The organism is Janthinobacterium sp. CG3 (genome assembly GCF_000344615.1).
Classification (GTDB): Bacteria; Pseudomonadota; Gammaproteobacteria; order Burkholderiales; family Burkholderiaceae_D; genus Janthinobacterium.
On record NZ_KB467824.1, the window covers coordinates 2757016 to 2776826 of the forward strand.

The 19811-nt window shown below is 65.1% G+C and carries 15 protein-coding genes, 1 other RNA gene and 2 pseudogenes; 7 read left to right on the plus strand and 11 right to left on the minus strand.

Annotated elements, in window-relative coordinates; translation table 11 throughout:
• Positions 1-62: 62 nt before the first annotated feature.
• From JANGC3_RS0112015 to JANGC3_RS33725, 3 genes and pseudogenes are all read right to left on the minus strand, one after another.
• Positions 63-2111, minus strand: a complete 2049-nt coding sequence (locus tag JANGC3_RS0112015) for a putative bifunctional diguanylate cyclase/phosphodiesterase (RefSeq protein ID WP_017876738.1) — start codon at positions 2109-2111, stop codon at positions 63-65.
• A 2-nt stretch (positions 2112-2113) separates the two neighbouring features.
• A complete protein-coding gene (locus tag JANGC3_RS0112020; RefSeq protein ID WP_026132884.1) occupies positions 2114-3289 on the minus strand; it encodes an HDOD domain-containing protein in 1176 nt (391 codons plus the stop codon).
• Between the two features lie 222 nt (positions 3290-3511).
• Positions 3512-3619 (minus strand): annotated as a pseudogene (locus JANGC3_RS33725) (DNA-binding response regulator); the annotation flags it as partial.
• Here JANGC3_RS33725 and JANGC3_RS0112030 point away from each other — a divergent pair.
• From JANGC3_RS0112030 to JANGC3_RS0112045, 4 genes and pseudogenes are all read left to right on the plus strand, one after another.
• Positions 3618-3887 (plus strand): annotated as a pseudogene (locus JANGC3_RS0112030) (carbon starvation protein A); the annotation flags it as partial. The pseudogenes JANGC3_RS33725 and JANGC3_RS0112030 sit on opposite strands and share 2 nt — an antisense overlap.
• Positions 3884-4030 carry a hypothetical protein gene (locus JANGC3_RS32645; protein ID WP_157406583.1) on the plus strand — a complete coding sequence of 49 codons (147 nt, stop codon included), beginning with the start codon at positions 3884-3886 and terminating at the stop codon, positions 4028-4030. The pseudogene JANGC3_RS0112030 and the gene JANGC3_RS32645, both read left to right, overlap by 4 nt.
• A gap of 203 nt (positions 4031-4233) precedes the next feature.
• Entirely contained in the window at positions 4234-7134 is a 2901-nt protein-coding gene (locus JANGC3_RS0112040) for a hybrid sensor histidine kinase/response regulator (RefSeq protein ID WP_017876743.1), read from the plus strand.
• Position 7135: 1 nt separating this feature from the next.
• Complete coding sequence (locus JANGC3_RS0112045) at positions 7136-9265, plus strand: putative bifunctional diguanylate cyclase/phosphodiesterase (RefSeq protein ID WP_026132885.1); 2130 nt, start codon at positions 7136-7138, stop codon at positions 9263-9265.
• An 80-nt stretch (positions 9266-9345) separates the two neighbouring features.
• Here JANGC3_RS0112045 and JANGC3_RS0112050 read toward each other — a convergent pair whose 3' ends face one another.
• Genes JANGC3_RS0112050 through dnaX form a run of 4 tightly spaced genes read right to left on the minus strand, consistent with a single transcriptional unit; the run spans position 9346 to position 13891 of the window.
• A complete protein-coding gene (locus tag JANGC3_RS0112050; RefSeq protein ID WP_017876745.1) occupies positions 9346-10578 on the minus strand; it encodes a CaiB/BaiF CoA transferase family protein in 1233 nt (410 codons plus the stop codon).
• A 7-nt stretch (positions 10579-10585) separates the two neighbouring features.
• Positions 10586-11176, minus strand: a complete 591-nt coding sequence (recR, locus tag JANGC3_RS0112055) for a recombination mediator RecR (protein WP_026132886.1) — start codon at positions 11174-11176, stop codon at positions 10586-10588.
• Positions 11177-11215: 39 nt separating this feature from the next.
• Positions 11216-11542 carry a YbaB/EbfC family nucleoid-associated protein gene (locus JANGC3_RS0112060; protein ID WP_017876747.1) on the minus strand — a complete coding sequence of 109 codons (327 nt, stop codon included), beginning with the start codon at positions 11540-11542 and terminating at the stop codon, positions 11216-11218.
• A gap of 42 nt (positions 11543-11584) precedes the next feature.
• The gene (gene dnaX / locus JANGC3_RS0112065) at positions 11585-13891 is read right to left on the minus strand and encodes a DNA polymerase III subunit gamma/tau (RefSeq protein WP_017876748.1); all 2307 of its coding nucleotides are present in this window, start codon (positions 13889-13891) and stop codon (positions 11585-11587) included.
• 169 nt (positions 13892-14060) lie between these two features.
• Between dnaX and JANGC3_RS0112070 the strand changes: the two genes are divergently transcribed.
• On the plus strand, positions 14061-14726 hold the full coding sequence (locus JANGC3_RS0112070) for a DUF2987 domain-containing protein (RefSeq protein WP_017876749.1): 666 nt from the start codon (positions 14061-14063) through the stop codon (positions 14724-14726).
• A gap of 72 nt (positions 14727-14798) precedes the next feature.
• Here JANGC3_RS0112070 and ffs read toward each other — a convergent pair.
• Positions 14799-14897: signal recognition particle sRNA small type (gene ffs / locus JANGC3_RS31530), an RNA gene on the minus strand.
• A gap of 72 nt (positions 14898-14969) precedes the next feature.
• Positions 14970-16454: a 4-hydroxy-3-polyprenylbenzoate decarboxylase gene (gene ubiD, locus JANGC3_RS0112075; RefSeq protein ID WP_026132887.1), complete on the minus strand. Its 1485-nt coding sequence runs from the start codon at positions 16452-16454 to the stop codon at positions 14970-14972.
• A gap of 500 nt (positions 16455-16954) precedes the next feature.
• Here ubiD and JANGC3_RS29175 point away from each other — a divergent pair, with 500 nt between their 5' ends.
• The gene (locus JANGC3_RS29175) at positions 16955-17845 is read left to right on the plus strand and encodes a lytic transglycosylase domain-containing protein (protein ID WP_035787654.1); all 891 of its coding nucleotides are present in this window, start codon (positions 16955-16957) and stop codon (positions 17843-17845) included.
• Between the two features lie 184 nt (positions 17846-18029).
• Here the strand turns inward: JANGC3_RS29175 and JANGC3_RS29180 are convergent, their stop codons facing one another.
• Both JANGC3_RS29180 and JANGC3_RS32650 read right to left on the minus strand, forming a co-directional pair.
• Entirely contained in the window at positions 18030-18503 is a 474-nt protein-coding gene (locus tag JANGC3_RS29180) for a PIN domain-containing protein (protein WP_017876752.1), read from the minus strand.
• Complete coding sequence (locus JANGC3_RS32650; RefSeq protein ID WP_157406584.1) at positions 18491-18700, minus strand: hypothetical protein; 210 nt, start codon at positions 18698-18700, stop codon at positions 18491-18493. The genes JANGC3_RS29180 and JANGC3_RS32650 overlap by 13 nt, the downstream gene beginning before the upstream one ends.
• A 192-nt stretch (positions 18701-18892) precedes the next feature.
• Here JANGC3_RS32650 and JANGC3_RS0112090 point away from each other — a divergent pair, with 192 nt between their 5' ends.
• Positions 18893-19492 carry a recombinase family protein gene (locus JANGC3_RS0112090; protein WP_017876753.1) on the plus strand — a complete coding sequence of 200 codons (600 nt, stop codon included), beginning with the start codon at positions 18893-18895 and terminating at the stop codon, positions 19490-19492.
• Positions 19493-19811 lie beyond the last annotated feature (319 nt).

The following is a 19811-nucleotide window of genomic DNA, read 5'->3' on the forward strand; positions in this document are numbered from 1 at the left end:
CGCCAGTACGCACCTCGCCGATTGCCGCCCTTTGCGCGAAAAAGTGCCCGCGCGGCCCCCGCTCAACCGTCTAGATCCCAGTTTTGCCGCAGCGCGCGCTCGAATTCCAGCGCCGGCAGCGGCCGCGAGAACAAATAGCCCTGCACCTGGTCGCAGCCGGCGCTTTTCAAAAACGCCAATTGTTCGACCGTCTCGACGCCCTCGGCAATAACCTTGTGCCGCAGTTGCTGGGCAATGCTGATGATGGTGCTGGCGATGGCGCAATCGTTGGTGTCGCCCGGGATACCGGTGGTAAACGAGCGGTCGATTTTCAGCGTGTCGATAGGGAAGCGCTTCAGGTACGACAGGCTGGAATAACCGGTGCCGAAATCGTCCAGCGACAGCGCCACGCCCAGCGCGGTGATGCGGTCCATGATGCCGATGACCCGGTCGATGTTGTGCATCAAGGTGCTTTCGGTGATTTCCAGCTCCAGCCAGCACGGCTCCAGTCCGTAGCGCTCCAGCGTTTCGCTGACGCGGCCCGGCAACGCCGCCGTGAATTCGCGCGCCGAGACGTTGACCGCCAGGCGGATCGGCGGCAAGCCGGCCAGCTTCCAGCTTTGCGCCTGCGCGCACGCCGCCTCCAGCACCCATTCGCCGACCTGCACCACCAGCCCGGTGGCCTCGGCCAGCGGGATGAATTCGACCGGCGGGATCATGCCGCGCTCGGGGTGGTGCCAGCGCACCAGCGCCTCGGCGCCGATGATGCGTCCGCTCGCCAGCGCGAACTTGGGCTGGTAGTGCAGCAGCAGCTGGCCGTGGCCGAGCGCGTGGCGCAGGCCGATCTCCAGGCGCATGCGTTCCTGCATGCCCTGGTTCATGTCCTGGCTGTAGAAGGTGACGCTCTCCTCTTCGCCGTGGCCGGCTTGCTTGGCCCGGTACATGGCGATGTCGGCCAGGCGCAGCAGGGTTTCGGCGTCGCTGCCGTCCTGCGGATAGACGCTGATGCCGATGCTGGCGCCGACGCGCAGGTCGTGGCCTTCGATCAGGAACGGTTGTACCAGCGAGGCCAGCAGTTTCTGCGCGACCATGCTGGCCTCGAAGTGCTGGCTGATGTCGAACAGGCCGACGGCGAATTCGTCGCCGCCCAGGCGCGCCACCAGGTCCGGGTCGCGCAGCGCGCTGCGAAAACGCAGCGAAATCTGGCGCAGCAGTTCGTCGCCGATGCGCCGTCCCAGCGTGTCGTTGATCAACTTGAAGCGGTTCAGGTCGATGAACAGGACGCAACCGAGCATTTTTCCGCGCTGCGCGACCGTCAGCGCCTGGTCCAGCAGTTTGGTCAGCAGGGTGCGGTTGGGCAGGCCGGTCAGCGCGTCGTAATAGGCCAGGTGGTGCAGGCGCTCTTCGGCCTGCTTGCGCTCGGTGATGTCGCTCAGGTAGGCGATCAGGCCGACGGCCCGCTCTTCCATGTCGTACAGCGGCGACAGCGACAGGCTGGCCCAGAACACTTCGCCCGACTTCTTGCGCCGGCGCACTTCCATCAGGCGCCCGCCCTGCTCGACGAAGGCGTCGTGGAAGGCGGTGTCCTCGTCCTCGTACAGGAAGAGGATGTTTTGCCCCAGCGCTTCGCATTCGCTGTAGCCGAACAGCCGCTCGGCGCCCTTGTTCCAGCTGGTGATGAAGCCGCTCTGGTCCATCGTCAGCACCGATTCGTGGATCTGGTCGAGGATTTGCGATTGCTGGCGCAGTTGCGCCTCGACCTGGGCGTAGGCGTTGGTCGAGCGTTGCGCCAGCGCGTGCACTTGCAGCACGCTGGCCGTCAGCGCGGCCAGGCTGGCCAGGCGTTGGCGGTCGTTGTCGTCGTAGGACTGGCGCCCGCCGACGAGGTAGCGCCCGAAGCCTTGGCGCTCGTAGACGATGTCTTGCGCCAGGCACAGCGTGGCCGCGGCCCACACCGGCTCGGCGGCGCCGTCGGCGGCCGCCGCCGCCTGGTACAGGCCGTACGGGCTCGACAAGACGTTGCGGGCGATGCGCCCCAGTTCCTCGGCCAGCGCCGGGCCGCGCAAACGCAGCACCGCGTCGCATAGGGCGGCGCTGCTGGCGAGGAAGTCGGACACCGGGTGGTCGAGCATGGTTAGAGGTTCCGGCTGACCTGGATGGCCCAGTGGTAGGCTTGCAACAGGCTGCGCCAGTAGGTTTCGGCGTCGATGCCGACGGCGTCGAGCGCGGCGGCGCTGACGATGTGTTGCTCGGTCAGCGCCAGCATCGCGCCCAGCGGACCGGCGCGCTCGAGCAGCGCCGCTTCGATGTCGGGGGCGAGGTTGAGCGCGCCGACGATGTCGCGCATCGGCATGCCCAACAGCACGTCGAGCAGCGAGAACACGCCGGCCATGAAGGCCAGGTCTTGCTGGTCGCGGTCGCCGCCGTTGATCTTGCTCAGCATTTCCATTTGCGCCGCGCGCACCGCCGCCAGCGGCAGCAGCGCGTTGGCGCCGCCGTCGTCGTGCTGGCGCGCGTACAGCAGCAGTTGCAGCCAGCGCTGCAGTTGGCGCCGGCCCAGCATGTTGATGGCTTGGCCGAAGTTGTTGATCGGGCTGCTCATCGCGAAGGCGGCCGAATTCACCAGTTTCAGCAGGTGGTAGGACAGCGCCGGGTCTTGCTTGAGCAGGGTTTCGAGTTCGCGCGAGTCGGCGTCGCGCGCCAACAGGCCCAGCAACGCCAGCAGGCGTTTGCGCGAGGTGCCGTCGTCGCCGGCGCCGCCGGCCTTGGCCGCGTCCAGCGCGTAGTCGCCGGCGAACCAGCCGAAGCCCAGCGCGCGGCATTGCGCCAGGCGCGCGGCGGTGTCGACGTTGCGCGCCAGGTGCGGGCCGGGCATCAGCATCAGCTGGAACGCCTGCGGCAGCTCGGCCGCGCCGTTGAAGCTGAGCGCGCGCGCGCCGGCCTGGGCCGCGGCGATGCCGCCGGCGCCGTCGGCAACGATGCGGTAGCCCTCGTCGGTCAGCGCCTTGCATTTGGCTTGCACCGGTTTCTCGGCGCACAGCTCGGTGGGCACGCGGAACAGGATGCGCTGGGCCGGCAACACCTCCAGCAGCCCAGCGCCGATCGCCAGCGGGTCGGCGATTGGAATGATGCAGTCAAGCGGCGCCAGGGCCGCGAAGACGTCGGGGTAACCGAGCAGCGTCGTCAACGCCGCGATGGCGTCGCCGGCGTCGGGCGGCAGGTGCACGCTGACGGCCACCCACTCGTTGTGGGCGTTGGCGACGGCTTGTATACCCGCCAATGGGAACGGGCTTGATTCAGACGCGGACATCGGTATCTCGGTGTGGGTAGAAAGCCATGTTAATTCAACCATTGATCAATGGCAACCATTTTACGGGCGCACGGGGTCGGCATGAGATCAAGCCCGGCCATTCTATCCGAATCTATCCGTGGGAACATTTTTATTCTAGCAATATCCTAGCAGTTTTTACATGCTGTTGCGCAAGTGCCGCGTCGGCTGCGGCGGCGCACGCCGTTGCGCGACCAGGTGATCTTACATGCCGGCGCCGTACTCGACGGCGAATTTGCTCAAAACGGCCTGCCCTTCGATGCCCAGCTTGCGCTTGATGTTCAGACCGTGCGTTTCGACCGTGCGCCTCGACGCCAACGCGCGCATCGGCTTCCTGGCGCACGCGCGGAAATACGCGGCGGCGCTGGACCGGGGCGCACTGCTGGCGCCGGCCAAGTCGCTCGCGCAAATGCGGCAAATCATCTTCAACGACTACCTCGACGCCTCGCTGGCCGGCTTCTTCATGCTGGTCGTGCTCAGCGTACTGTTCTTCGGCGCGCGCACCGTGCTGGCGGCGCGCGCCCAGGCGGCGCCGAGGGCCAGGGAAAGCGCGTTCCAGGCGATGCCGGCGGCGCCATGATGTTCGACGACATCGCCAAGGCCGGCCGCTACCTGGGCCAAAGCGCGCGGCTGATGGTCGGCCTGCCGGCCTTGAGTAAAACCCGCGATATCGAGACCCGGCCCCGGCGTTGTTGCGCCGCCCTTGCTTGCGCGCATAGTTGACGCGCCTCAATGCCGCGCCCGGCGTTCCCGCCTATATTTTCCCTACGGCGACGCTGTCGTTGCGCCCGCCACCTTCCCCACCCACCGCCTTACCCACGGCTTGCCTATCATGGAGATTTCGCGCCACCATTGCTTCTTGACGTCCCGCCGGTCGCGCCGGCCACCCGCGCTATCGGCCGCCGGCAGCGAACCGCAGGCCGCCCATGCATAAATTCGACCGCTCCAGCATCAGCCAGAAGCTCACGCTGTTTTCCATGTTGTCGACCGGCGGCGCGCTGTTGCTGGTGTTTATCGCCTTCGCGCTGGCCTCGATGCTCAGCTACAAGGGCAGCGAGCGCCGGCAGTTGCTGTCGCTGGCCGGGGTGATCGGCGCCAGCAATACCAAGGCGCTGCTGACGAAGGACCGCAAGCAGGCCCAGCAAAGCCTGCAGGCGCTCAGCATCAAGGACGAAATTGCGCGCGCCGCGCTGTTCGACGTCAACGGCAGCCCGTTCGCCCGCTACCAGGCCGGCGCCGACGAGCCGCCGGAGCTGGCGCCGCTGGACGCCCAGTTGCAGGAGCAGCTCCAGTTGGCGCCGGTGATCATCAGCGCCGACACGGGGCCGTTCTGGGCGCCGGTGATCCGCCTGTACCGGCCCGTCAGGAACCTCGACGACGCCGTCGTCGGCACCGTCATGCTGGAGGCCGACCTGAGCGATATCTGGCGCAGCCTGATGACCCAGCTGAGCGCGATCGCCGGCGCCACCCTGCTGGCGTTTGCCGGCGCGCTGCTGCTGACGGGGCGCTTTCGCAACATCATCACCGAGCCGATCACCAAGCTGATCAACGCGGCGCAAAAGGTCACCGACAGCCACACGTATACCCACCGCATCGCGCACCGCCGCAGCGACGAGCTGGGCACGCTGATCGACAGCTTCAACGCCATGCTGGCGCAAATCGAGAGCCGCGACGCCACCCTGGCCAACTACCGCGACCAGCTTGAGCGCCAGGTCGGCGTGCGCACCGAGCAGCTGGAAAAGGCCAAGAACGCGGCCGAGGCGGCCAGCCACGCCAAGAGCGCCTTCCTGGCCACGATGAGCCACGAGATCCGCACGCCGATGAACGGCGTGCTGGGCATGACCGAGCTGCTGCTGGGCAGCGAACTTTCCGAGCAGCAGCGCCACTACACCACGGCCGTCAAGCGCTCCGGCGAGAACCTCTTGGTGATCATCAACGACATCCTCGATTTTTCCAAGATCGAGGCCGGCAAGCTCACCGTCGAATACATCCACTTCAATTTCCGCGAGCTGCTCGACGACGTCGAGTACGTGTTTACGCCGCAGGCCCAGGCCAAGGGCCTGCGCCTCGAATTCGCCATCGCCAACGACATCCCGCTGGCCATTTGCGGCGACCCGAACCGGCTGCGCCAGGTGCTGGTGAACCTGCTCGGCAACGCCGTCAAGTTCACCGACCGCGGCAACATCACCGTCAAGGTCCGCGTCACCGCCGAGGACGGCCAGAGCGTCGGCCTGCGCGTCGAGGTGCACGACAGCGGCGTCGGCGTCTCCAGCGAGGCGCAAAAACACATCTTCAACTCGTTCTCGCAAGCCGACGGCTCGACCACGCGCAAGCACGGCGGCACCGGCCTGGGCTTGGCGATTTCGAAGCAATTGATCGAACTGATGGGCGGAAAAATCGGTATCGACAATGCGTTAACGCAAGGGTCGGTCTTTTGGTTCACGGTAAATTTCGATAAGCGCCGCGTCGACTTCGACGATCCGTCATTCAACCAGAAAGCCACCCAGGGATTACGCGCCTTGATCGTCGATGAAAACCCGGCCAGCCGGGCGGTGCTCGAACGCCAGTTGAGCAGCTGGCGCATGGTCTGCGACTGCGCCGCCTCGGCCACCGACTGCCTGCGGATGCTCGACGCCGCGGCGCGCCGCGGCCAGCCGTACGCGGTCGCGCTGCTCGACATGGAGCTGTCGCGCACCAGCGGGCTGGCGCTGGCCGCCACCATCAAGGCCGACCCCGCCGTCGCCGCCGTCAAGCTGCTGCTGCTGAGCAGCGACGCCGGCGCCGCCGACACGGTGCAGCGGCGCGAGGCCGGCGTTGCCTTCCAACTGATCAAGCCGCCCCGCGAATACGACTTGTACGAATGCATCGTCACGCCGCTGCGCGCCAGCGAGGGCGCGCGCGTGAACGCCGCGCACGCGCAGCGCCCGCTGGCCGCGCGCCAGCGCCGCAAGGTCTTGCTGGCCGAGGACAACCCGGTCAACGTCGAGGTGGCGATGGCGATGCTCGAGGGCCTCGGCCTCGACGTCGTCTGCGCCCGCGACGGCGCCGAGGCGCTCAGCGCGGTCCAGGCCGAGGACTTCGACCTGGTTCTGATGGATTGCCAGATGCCGGTCATGGACGGCTTCGCCGCCACCGCCGAGATCCGCCGCCTCGACCAGATGAGCGGACGCGCCTGCGGGCTGCCGATCCTGGCGATCACCGCCAACGCCCTGCACGGCGACCGCGAGGCTTGCCTGGCGGCCGGCATGGACGACTACCTGAGCAAGCCGTTCACCCAGCATGAGCTGGGCCAGACCATCGGCCGCTGGATCGCGCTGCCGCGCGCGGCCACCGTGCACCACGACGAGGCCGCCGTAGCGGCGCCGCCCGCCAGGGCCGCCGCCGCGCCGCCGCCGACGACGACGCCGGTGCCGGCGCCGACGACGACGGTGCCGACGACGGCGCCGGCCGCCGCCAGCGCCGCCGCGCACGGCGCCAACATCAACCGGCGCGCGCTCGACAACATCCGCGCGCTCAGCACCACCAGCGGCAACGCGCTGGTGCAGCGCGTGATCCACGCCTACGTCGACGACACGCCGCAGCATTTCCAGACGCTGCGCGCGGCCATCCGCGAACTCGACACCGGCATTATCCGCAAGGCCGCCCACAGCCTCAAGTCGAGCAGCGCCAACGTCGGCGCCGACGGGCTGGCGCACCTGTGCAAGGAGATGGAAAAACTCGGCCGCACCGACAGCACCGAAGGGGCGTCGGACATGCTGACCGACATGGAGCAGGAGTTTCAGGCGGTGCGGCACTCGCTCAGTGCCCTACTTGAAAAGGAAACCTAAGATGGCAGCGCCCCTCCTCCCCAAACGCGGCGTGGTGCTGGTCGCCGACGACGATCCGGTGATGCGCCTGCTGATGCTGGAAATGCTGAGCCAGGTCGGCCTGGACGCCATCGAGGCCTGCGACGGCCTCGAGGCGCTGGCCCGGTACAAGAGCATGGCGCCGGACCTGATCCTGCTCGACGTCGACATGCCGGCGCTGGACGGTTTCGCCGTGTGCCGCGAAATTCGCCGGCTGGAAACGGACAGCGTGGTGCCGATCATCATGGTCACCGGCGGCGACGAACTCGAATCGGTGACCCACGCCTACGAGGTGGGCGCCACCGACTTCGTCTCGAAACCGATCAACTGGCCCATCCTCGGCCACCGCGTGCTGTACGTGCTGCGCGCCAGCGACGCCATTGCCCGCCTGCGCATCGCCGACGCCCACAACCGCGCCGTGCTGGCGGCCATCCCCGACACCTTTTTCCGCCTGAACCGGGACGGCGTCTACCTCGACTACGAGCAGGGCCACGACGCCAGCGCGGTGTTCTCGGCGGCCGGCTGCGTCGGCAAGCACATCAGCGAAGTGCTGCCGGCCGACATCGCCGAGCGCCTGATGCAGCAAATGCACGCGGTGCTCGACAGCCAGCACATCCGTTCCGCCGACTACGAACTGACGCGGCAGGACGGCACGCTGCACTTCGAAACCCGCCTGGTGACCACCGGCAGCGACCAGGTGCTCGGCCTGGTGCGCGACATCAGCGAGCGCAAGCGCACCGAGGAACAGATCCGCCGCCTGGCCTACTGCGACAGCCTGACCGGCATCCCGAACCGCCAAGCCTTCCTGGAAACGCTGGAGCGCGAGCTGGCCCGCTCCAAGGCCGCCGACAAGAAATTCGCCGTGTTGTTCATGGACCTGGACGCCTTCAAGCGCATCAACGACACGCTCGGCCACAACGTCGGCGACCTGCTGCTGCAGGCGGTCTCGGAGCGGCTGCGCGACACCATCCGGCCGCGCGACCTGGTCGCGCGCAACGAGCAGGACAACAACCTGGCGCGCCTGGGCGGCGACGAGTTCACCATCCTGATCCCCGACCTGGAGCGGGTCGAAAACGCGCTCAACGTGGCGCACCGCGTCAAGGAGGCGATGCGCCGCTCCTTCCTCATCGACGACCACGAAATCTTCGTCACCGCCAGCATCGGCATTTCGCTGTATCCGCAGGACGGCGACGACTGCACCTCGCTGCTGAAGTACGCCGACACGGCGATGTACCACGCGAAGAACTGCGGCAAGAACAACGCCAAGCTGTACAGCTCCTCGCTGACGATGCAGATCATGAGCCACGTCAAGCTCGAGGTGGGTTTGCGCAAGGCGCTGAAAAACGACGAGCTGTACCTGCTATACCAGCCGCAGATCGACGTGCAGAGCGCGCAAATCGTCGGCGTCGAGGCGCTGGTGCGCTGGCGCCACCCCGAGCACGGCATCATCTCGCCGAACGACTTCATCCCGCTGGCCGAGGATACCGGCCTGATCGTGCCGATCGGCGAATGGGTGCTGCGCACCGCCTGCCTGCAGGCGAAGAGCTGGCAAAGGAACGGCAAGCGGGCGCTGCGCATGGCGGTGAACCTGTCGGCCAAACAATTCAAGGACGAGAACCTGACGCAGATCGTCATGTCGGCGCTGGCCGACACCGGGCTCGACGCGCGCTTGCTGGAACTCGAACTGACCGAGGGCACGCTGATGGACGACGCCAGGGCCACCCTGGTGACGCTGGAGCAGCTGCGGGCGATCGGCGTGTACCTGTCGATCGACGACTTCGGCACCGGCTACTCGTCGATGAACTACCTGAAGCGCTTCGACGTGCGCGCGCTAAAGATCGACAAAAGCTTCATCAGCGGCCTGCCGCAGGATTCGGAGAACGCCGCCATCACCCGCGCCATCATCGCCATGGCGCACGGGCTGCGCATGGTGGTGGTGGCCGAGGGCGTCGAAACGGACGAGCAACTGCAACTGCTCGAGCAATACGGCTGCGACATGGTGCAGGGCTACTTCCTGGGGCATCCGTTGCCGCACGAATCGATCACCCTGATGCTCAACAACCAGGCGGCGTTGACGGCGGCGCCGCAGCTGAACCTGTGGGGCCAGGTTTAAGGGCGACGATGAAGTCAGCCGGGTTTCGCAGGTCGGGTTAGCCCATCGGGCCAATCCGGCCCGCGACACGGCGCGGCGACTTACAACACCCCATCGCGGCGCAACTCGGCCACGGCGGCCTCGTCATAGCCCAAACCGCGCAGCACCTCGTCGTTGTGCTGGCCCAGCTCCGGTCCCAGCCATTTGGTGCGGCCCGGCGTCTCCGACAGTTTCGGCGTGATCGCCGGCAGCTTGACCGGCGTGCCGTCGGCGAAGTGGTGCTGCTCGAACATCTCGCGCGCCAGGAACTGCGGGTCGCTCATCATGTCGCGCACCGAGTAGATTTTCCCGGCCGGCACGTCGGCCGCCTTCAGCACCGCCAGCGCGCTGTCGATGTCGCGCCCGGCGCACCAGGCGCCGATGGCCTCGTCGATCTCGGCGGTGCGCGCGACCCGGCCGTCGTTGCGCGCCAGTTGCGCGTCGCCGGCCAGGTCGATGCGGCCGATGGCCAGCATCAGGCGCTTGAAGATGGCGTCGCCGTTGCCGGCGATGACGATGTTCTCGCCGTCGCCGGTGGTGTAGGTGTTCGACGGCACGATGCCCGGCAGCGCGCCGCCGGTGCGCTCGCGCACCACGCCGGCGTGGTCGAATTCCGGCACCAGCGACTCCATCATGTTGAAGACCGCCTCGTACAGCGCGACGTCGACCATCTGCCCCTGCCCGCCCGGGTTGCCGGCGGCCATGCGCCCGCCGGTGGCGTCGCGGTGGCGCAGCGCCATCATCGCGCCGATGACGCCGTGCAACGCCGCCACCGAGTCGCCGATCGAGACGCCGACGCGCACCGGCGGCCGGTCCGCATGGCCCGACACGTAGCGCAGCCCGCCCATCGATTCGCCGATGGCGCCAAAGCCCGGCAAGTCCTTCATCGGCCCGGTCTGGCCGAAACCGGACAGGCGCACCATGATCAACGAGGGATTTTCCAGCTTCAACTGCTGGTAGCCGAGTTCCCACTTCTCCAGCACGCCGGGCCGGTAGTTTTCAATGATGATGTCGGCGTCCAGCGCCAGGCGCCGGGCGATGGCGCGGCCGCGGGCGTCCTTTAAATTCAAGGTCAGGCTTTTCTTGTTGCGCGCCTGCACCGACCACCACAGCGAGGTGCCGTCCTTGAGCACGCGCCAGTGGCGGATCGGGTCGCCGCCCTCGGGCGCCTCGATCTTGATCACCTCGGCGCCGAACTCGGCCAGCATGCGGGCGCAGAACGGCCCGGCGATCAGGGTGCCCAGCTCCAAGACCTTGATGCCCGTCAGCGGGCCGGCCGAATTCTTTTTTTCCATGGATGTTTTAAGTGCTTCTGCGGTCGAGCATCGCGCGCGCGATGGTGCCCGCGTCGACGTATTCCAGTTCCCCGCCGACCGGCACGCCACGCGCCAGACGACTGACGCGCAGCCCGCGCGCCTTCAGCATTTCGCTGATGTAATGCGCGGTGGCTTCGCCCTCGTTGGTGAAGTTGGTGGCCAGCACCACCTCGCCGACGACGCCGTCGTTGGCGCGGGCCAGCAGTTTTTCCAGGTGGATGTCCTTCGGCCCGATGCCGTCCAGCGGCGACAGGCGTCCCATCAGCACGAAGTACAGGCCCTTGTAGGTGAGCGTCTGCTCGATCATCAACTGGTCGGCGGGCGTTTCCACCACGCATAGCAGGCGCTTGTCGCGCTCGCCGTCGAGGCAGTTCTCGCACACCTCGTGTTCGGTGAAGGTGTTGCACAAGGCGCAGTGGTGCACCGCGTCGACCGCCTGGAACAGCGCGCGCGACAGCATGGCGGCGCCCTCGCGGTCGTGCTGCAACAGGTGGAAGGCCATCCGCTGCGCCGACTTGGGGCCGACGCCGGGCAGGCGCCGCAACGCCTCGGTCAAGAACTCGAGCGCCTTAGACATGGCTGAGGCGACCCCGCGCGCGCTGCGTCGTGGTGTGCATCAGAATGGCATTTTGAAGCCGGCAGGCAAGTTCATGCCGCCGGTCAGGCCGCCCATTTTCTCGGCCGAGGTGGCTTCCGCCTTGCGCACGGCGTCGTTGAAGGCGGCGGCGACCAGGTCTTCCAGCATGTCCTTGTCGTCGGCCAGCAGCGACGGGTCGATCGAGACGCGCTTGACGTCGTTTTTGCAGGTCATGACGATCTTCACCAAGCCGGCGCCGGACTGGCCTTCGACTTCCACCAGCGCCAGTTGGTCTTGCGCCTTCTTCATATTGTCTTGCATCGTCTGCGCTTGCTTCATCAGGCCTGCCAATTGGTTTTTCATCATGATGGTGTGCTCCGTAAGGTTGGATAGATTGAAATTATTTAATTAGTGCGGCGGCGCCGCGGGCGCCGGCGTGATCGAGCCCGGCACAACGGTGGCGTTGAAGTCGCGCATCATGCTTTGCACAAAAGGATCGTGTTCAATGGTGTCCTCGGCTTCGCGCTGGCAGGCTTCGCGGTGCGCCTGCGCCTCGGCGCTGGCCGTGTGCCAGACCGCGCCCAGTTCGGTGTCGACGCCGACCTTGCGCTGGAAGCGCTCGCTCAAGGCGGCGGCCAGCTTCTCGACGTTGGCCGGGCTGCGCCAGGTATCGATCGGCACGCGCAGACGGAACAGCGTGCTGTGGCCGTCGTGCTGGCATTCGATCAGTTCGGCTTGCACCGCCAGTTGCTGGGCCACGCCGCGCAGCGGCAGCACGGCCGCCACGGCCGGCCAATCGCCGTCCCATTCCAGGCCGGGCACCGGCACCAGCACATACGGCGCGCGCTGCGCCGGCGCCGGAACGGCTTGCCGCGCCGCCACCGGGGCGGCTTCGGCCGGCGCGCTCTGCACGGCCGCCGAGGCGCTGTCGTCGGAAAATTCGGTAACCCAGGGCGGCAAGTCGTCATCCGGCTCGGCCTGCTGCTGCTGCGGCGCAACCTGGCGCACCGGCGCGGCAACCTCAGCCGCGGCGTCCCTTACCGCCACCGCGGGCGCGTCGTCCCATGGCGCGGGGGCTTTCTGCGCCGTCGCCGGCGGCGGCATCGGCCGCGCGGGGGCGGGTTGCGCCGACGCGGCGGCCGGAGCCCGCATAACGGACGGGGACGGGGACGGGGCCGGGGCCGGGGCGGCTGGCGCCGGAGCCGGAGCGGCCGCCGGCGGTGGCGCCGAGCGGCCGCCGCCGTTGCCTTTGGATGCGGCGCGGGCCGCCAACAGCGCGGCGTCGAGCGCGGCGCGCGCCGCACTGGCCGGCGTCGACGGTGCGGCGGCCGGGGCCGCCTGCGTGACTGGGGTAACAGGGGCGGCCGGCGCTGGCACGGCGGCTGGACGCGCCGCCAGCGCGGCCGGCGCAACGCGCGCCGGCGGCACAGCGCCGCGGGCCAGCGTGGCGGCGGCCGCGGCCACCACGGCCGGCGGCGTCACGGCGGCGTGGCTGGCGACGGCGTTCGACGCCGCCCTCGCGGGCGCGGCGGCGACGGCGGCGCGCGCCGCGCCAGCCGGATTACCCATAGGCCGCGTGGCGGCCGGCGTCGCCGGCAAGCCCTCGGCGCCGCCTATGCCCGGCCGGAAGGCGAGCATGCGCAGCAGGGTCATCGAAAAACCGGCGTACTCGTCGGGCGCCAGGCCCAATTCATTGCGGCCATGCACGGCGATCTGGTAATACAGTTGCACTTCCTCGGCGTCGAAGGCGGCGGCCAGACGCACGATGTCGGCATACTCGGGCAAGTCGGCCGGCAACGCCGCCGGCACGGTTTGCGCCAGCGCGATCCGGTGCAACAAGGTGCCCAGGTCTTGCAGGGCGCCGTTGTACGACAGGCTGCGGGTGGCCATTTCGTCGGCCACGGCCAGCAAGTCGGTGCCGTCCTGGCGCGCCAGCGCGTCGAGCAGGCGGATCAGGAAAGTCTGGTCGAGCGCGCCCAGCATGCCCTGCACCGCGTCCAGCGTCACTTCGCCGGCGGCGTAGGCGATCGCCTGGTCGGTCAGCGACAGCGCGTCGCGCATCGAACCGTGCGCGCCCTGGGCCAGCAGGCGCAGCGCCGGCTGTTCGAAGGCGATGCCCTCCTGCCCCAGAATGTTGTCGAGGTGGCTGATGATGTGGCCGGGCGGCATTTGCTTCAAGTTGAACTGGAGGCAGCGCGACAGCACCGTCACCGGAATCTTTTGCGGATCGGTGGTGGCCAGGATGAACTTGACGTGCTCGGGCGGCTCCTCCAGCGTCTTCAGCATCGAATTGAAGGCGTGATTGGTGAGCATGTGCACCTCATCGATCATATACACCTTGAAACGGGCGTTGGACGGCGCGTACACGGCCTGTTCCAGCAACTGCGCCATTTCATCGACGCCGCGGTTCGACGCCGCGTCCATCTCTATATAGTCAACGAAGCGGCCGGCGTCGATCGCGGTGCAGGCTTCGCATACGCCGCAGGGCTGGGCGGTGATGCCGCCGTTGCCGTCCGGGCCGATGCAATTGAGCGATTTGGCCAGGATGCGCGACAGGGTGGTCTTGCCGACCCCGCGCGTGCCGGTGAACAAATAGGCGTGGTGCAGGCGTCCGCTATGCAGCGCGTGCGTCAGGGCGCGCACGACGTGTTCCTGGCCGACGAGCGTTTCGAAATTTTTGGGGCGGTATTTACGGGCGAGGACTTGATAGGACATGCTGGGATTTTACCGTAGATAGCGGATGGAGCGGTTAATCCTGCGCTGGCCGCGCGCAGGAGCCCTGGTGGTAGCGGCTGCAAAGAGCGAATTGTAACAAGGTGTGCCGCAATTTGGGGAAAGCAGAGGTCTCCGCTACACTTTGTTTTTTCCTTAACATTCCAAAAAAATGAAGAAAATACTCCTGGTACCATTGTTCTGCCTGCTACACGCCAGCGCCTTCGCCGAGGACCGCGAATGGATTGCGTACGCGAAACTGATCGACAAACTCAAGCTCGACAAGTTCTACGCCTCCCCCATCGGCGGGCGCGACAAGGTCACCCTGTATGCCATGTTGACGCCGAAGAACAAGGGCATCAAGCCATCCGACATGGTGCTGACCGTGGCGCACTCGGCCGGCAAGCAGGTGCTGCCCATCACGCCGGAGGGCAAACTGTTTCTGGTGCCGAACGCGGCCTGGATCAAGGAGGACGCGAAAATTTGGACCAATCTGCCGACGTCGGAAAAAGTCGGCGTCGGCTTCGGCATGGATGCGCTGGTGCCGGACGGGCGGCAATGGCGTTATAGCAGGCTGATGGGCAGCGTCGCCCAGAGCAACGAGCTGATCAAAACGCACGCGGGCATGTTGAGCCTGCTGGTGCCAACGATCAAAACGGTGGTACTGCAATTCCCCAAGCCCGCCCAGTTGACGATACAGGGAAAGAGCGGCGCCAAACTCTATAACAGCGACGCGAAGAACCAGATCAGGCTGGCGCCGGAGCTGGCGCTGCTGCAAGAAGATCCGCTGATGCTGGTGTCGGAGCGGCCAGGCGCGGCTGAACTGGATACCGAGTAAAAATAGAGGGGGCGAAACAGAGGTGCCGACAGAGTATTGCATGCTTGCCGGAGCAAGATTTGAGAGATCAAAAGAGGCGAGCCTGATCTGCGGCACTTATGGGTAATAGCCGTGGCTGCTTCGTTCCCGACCTGACCAGGTTAGCCATGCCACAATGCGCAGGGGCCCGCCGGGTGCAATTATAACCGAGCTTTGGGTTTTCGTGGGGCGCCGCGAACAACACCGTGCGCCCCACCTTCCCCCCTACAGCCCCAGCTCCTGCCAAATGCTGTCGACGCGCGCCTTCACGGCCGGCGTCATCGCAATCGTCGTGCCCCACTCGCGGCTGGTTTCACCCGGCCACTTGTTGGTCGCGTCGATGCCCATCTTGCTGCCCAGCCCGCTCACCGGCGAGGCGAAGTCCAGATAGTCGATCGGCGTGTTGTCGACCAGCGTGGTGTCGCGGCTCGGATCGACGCGCGTCGTGATGGCCCAGATCACCTCTTTCCAGTCGCGGATGTTGACGTCCTCGTCGACGACGACAATGAACTTGGTATACATGAACTGGCGCAGGAAGCTCCACACGCCGAACATTACGCGCTTGGCGTGGCCGGCGTACTGCTTCTTGATCTGCACCACCGCCATGCGGTAGCTGCAACCTTCCGGCGGCAGGTAGAAATCGGTGATTTCGCTGAACTGCTTTTGCAGCAACGGCACAAACACCTCGTTGAGCGCCAGGCCCAGCACGGCCGGCTCGTCGGGCGGCTTGCCGGTATAGGTCGAATGGTAGATCGGGTCGCGGCGCATCGTAATGCGGTCGATGGTAAACACCGGAAACGCATCCTGCTCATTGTAATAGCCGGTATGGTCGCCGTACGGCCCCTCCAGCGCGTGTTCGTAGCCGGACGGATGGCTCTCGTCCGGGTAGATGTGGCCCTCCAGCACGATCTCGGCCGAGGCCGGCACGCGCAGGTCGCTGCCGATCGCCTTGGTCAGCTCGGTGCGGCTGCCGCGCAGCAAGCCGGCGAACTGGTATTCGGACAGGCTGTCCGGCACCGGCGTCACCGCGCCCAGGATGGTGGCCGGGTCGGCACCCAGCGCCACGGCGACCGGATACGGCTGCCCCTTGTTTTGCAGCGCGTGCTCGCGGAAGTCGAGCGCCCCGCCGCGGTGCGCCAGCCAGCGCATGATGACCTTGTTGCGCCCCAACACCTGCTGGCGGTAGATGCCGAGGTTCTGCCGCTTCTTGTTCGGCCCCTTGGTAATGGTCAGGCCCCAGGTGATCAGCGGCGCCACGTCGCCCGGCCAGCAATGTTGGATCGGCAGCTTGGCCAGGTCGACGTCGTTGCCTTCCCACACCACCTCGTGGCAGGGCGCGCCGCGCACTTCCTTCGGCGACATATCCCAGACCGCCTTGACCAGCGAACCCAGCCCCAGCAAGTCCTTGAAGCCCTTCGGCGGCTCCGGCTCCTTCAGGCGCGCCAGCACATGGCCGATATTGCGTAATTCGCCGACGTCCTCGGCGCCCATGCCCAGCGCCACCCGGCGCGGCGTGCCGAATAAATTACCCAGCACCGGCATGCTATGTCCAAGCGGCCGCTGGAACAGCAAAGCCGGCCCGCCGGCGCGCAAAGTGCGGTCGCAGACCTCGGTCATCTCTAAAAAAGGGGAAACCGGCGTCAAAATAGGCTTAAGTTCACCCATTCGTTGCAGTTGGGAAATAAAATCTCGCAAATCTGAATATTTCATGTGTTTTTAATTTTTTTTGATGGAAGGCGTTGTCGCTTCAATATCTATGCCAAGTAATTGATTTTATTGGGTTTCTGAGCAATGCAAGCAAAAAAGTAAGACATAAAAGTAATAAAGAATGAAAGTGTTAGTATTGACTTGATATAAACTGGCTTCTACAATTTGCCCTACTTGAAGAGGACACCGGTCTGCGGACCCGATTGTACGTCACTCATTCATTCACGGAGTCGGGGCTCCACATGGCATTTTAAGGAGTGTTTTCAAAAGGCGTCTGCCTTGCCCCCGAAAAAAGTTGTATTGCGACTGGTCCTATACCACAGGGAACGACCAGCTCAGGCAAGCAATGACGGCGTCTTTCGCGCGCACCACCGCGGCGACAGACGATGCTATTTCTGATGCACGGCACTGGCCAGCTACGCTGCGGTTACACGCGGCGCGGGGACCCTTTTTCGCGACATTTCAGGGGAATTCTAATGACTAATCGTTTCACCGAAGCATCTATGCATGCTTCAAAGACGGCGCGCCAACCACGTTTGTGGCTGTCCACCGCGCGCGTATCGGCACGCGGCCTGCTGGCCACCGCGCAACACACCTTGACCATCCTTGGCATTTCCGCAGTGGCACTGGTGGCCCTGCTACTGGCCCGGCCCGACCTGGCCAAAGAAATGAGCAAAAGCCTGTTTGCCGAACCGGCCGTCGAAACGGCCCTGGTCGTCGCGGCGCCCGCGCTGTCGGACTTGATGGAAGCACCGGCGATTGCGGCCAGCGCCCCGGGCGCCGCCACGACACCGCTGACGGCCGAAGAGAAAGCCCTGCTCGGCACCAAGAAGCAGCAGCAATTCGTCACCTCCTGGCTCTCCAAGCGCTACCGCGTGGCCGGCGACGCCGCCAACATGCTCGTTTCCACCGCCTACCTGACGGCGCGCGAGATCAAACTCGACCCGCTGCTGATCCTGGCTGTGATGGCGATTGAATCGGGCCTGAACCCGTTCGCCGAAAGCCCGGTCGGCGCGCAAGGCTTGATGCAGGTGATGTCGAAGATCCACCACGCCAAGTTCGAGGAAATGGGCGGCGTGCAGGCGGCGCTCAATCCGGTGGCCAACATCCGTGTCGGCTCGCTGATCCTGAAAGACTACGTGACCCGCGGCGGCTCGGTGGAAGCTGGCCTGAAAACCTATGTGGGCGCGGCAGCCTTTGCCACCGACGACGGCTACGGCTCGCGCGTACTGGCCGAGTACAACCGCCTCAAGCAAGTCTCGACCGGTAAAAAAGTGCCGACCACATCGTCGCCCGTGATGGTCGCCGCCGCGCCGGCCGCCTCGCCAGCGGCCCCGAGCGTCGACAAAGCCACCACCGCGCTGCTGCAGCAAGACGACTTGGCGGGCCTGTAAAGCGTCACCTATATATATACACGCCAACAAGGCGGACGGTCCTCGCGGACCGCCCGCTTTTTTCGTTGCGGGCCGGCTGTCATTTTCAGAAGGTGACTGCACAGATTTTCAGGAGCTAATTGCACAGCGCTGATGACCAGCCGCGGCTTACTAGCTGCTGCCGAAGCACTTCGTGCGCTGCTATCTATTTGATGTGCGTAAGGCGACCTACGCGTGGAGGTATTGGCGTTTCGCCAGGAGGGTTGATGTTCACTACGCTGACGGTTGACGTCGTCTTAAGCTCGTATGGGACACGTACGTCCTGCCCCCTGAAGTCCTTCGTATTGCGCGTGATAATAGTCAGCTTCTTGACATCGGCTGTTGCCTGAATGATTGCGTCTGGCAATCCGATTTTCGGCCCTAGACGGCGGCGCTCGGACATGATGGCTGCTGCGGCCTGCATGATTTCGGGGTCGATCTCGATGATCTCGAACCCGAAGTCCGCCATGAATTCGTCGAAACGCGGCACGTCAGTCACATCAGCTCCACCATACAATTCCATCCAGGTGATCACGCTGATGGCTGGATTGTCCCAGTGTGCCAATTCAGTTAGCGCTTCCGCGTAGCCTTTGCTCCAGTCGATCAGGATATTGGTGTCAAAAAGAACTAGGCCCGCCATTCAGACCTCAGTTCCCGCTGGTATTCCAATCCGTCCGCTGGGATGTCTGGACGGCGCGACCAGATACCAGCAACCTTCTTGAGCGCAGCCATGCGACGTGCTCGGCGTGCTTCGATCGTATCTTCTACAACCGATTCGGTCGTCGCAGTAGTATCAAGAACATGATGATCACCAAGTGAGTGTTTCAGGGTTGCCATAGCGCACCTCCATTTTGTGAATGTTAATGTAAGTGTAGCGCATCCACTAGCCCGTTGTCTCCCCAGCATTGGCGATATGTACGAAAATGATCGGTTACGTACAGGTTGGATTTGGATGTACCAAAAATAGGCACATACGGTATCGGACATGCCTTACAATTAGGACCCCCATTTCGTACGGATTTTTGCCATATGTCTCGCACTTTCATTTATGCAAGGGTCAGCACGATTGATCAGAACACGGACAACCAGATTCACGAGATCGAGTCCGCTGGCTTTGCCGTCAACAAACGCTGGATCGTGTGCGAGAGCATCAGTGGGAGCGTCGCTGCCGCTAAGCGCCCACAGTTCGCCCGGTTGCTTGACCGCCTGGAGCCTGGCGATGTGCTGATCGTTACCAAGCTAGACAGGTTGGGCCGCAACGCCATGGATGTGCGTGCCACGGTAGAGCAGCTGGCGGCGGATTCTGTTCGTGTGCATTGTTTAGCACTCGGCGGTGTGGATCTGACAAGCGCTGCGGGCAAGATGACCATGAGCGTGCTTAGCGCGGTTGCTGAATTCGAACGCGACCTATTGATCGAGCGTACCCAGGCCGGTATCGCTCGCGCACGGGCCGAAGGAAAGGTTTTGGGTCGTCCGTCAGCGCTGACGAAAGTTCAGCAAGTCGATGCAATGGTCCGACTCGCGGCCGGTGAGTCGGTCGCCAAGGTAGCACGTGATTTTGGCACGACGCGCCAGTCCATCATGCGGGTACGGGCCAGACATGTTTCGGTCGGTGCAACCAACTCCTGACATTCGAGCAGTCGCCTTCTGAAAACGACACCGGCAGCACTGAAACCAAGCAAAAGCAAAGCGCCGCAGTCTGACCTTAATGCCGCTCAGTTAAGAATTTTCGTATGTCGGGTGAGCCGGAACGGCGTATCCCGACTGGCGTCGGCAGCGGTGCGGCGTCGGATGACGCGGTCCGCTACTCCGACCTACGGAATCTTAACTGAGCGGCACTAGGGCCTGGCCCAGGGGTGCGCACTTAGTTTTACCTATCCCAACGCCGACGCCACGAAACTGCGCCATGAAAAAAGCCGCCGCGGGATCGCTCCCGCGGCGGCTTTTT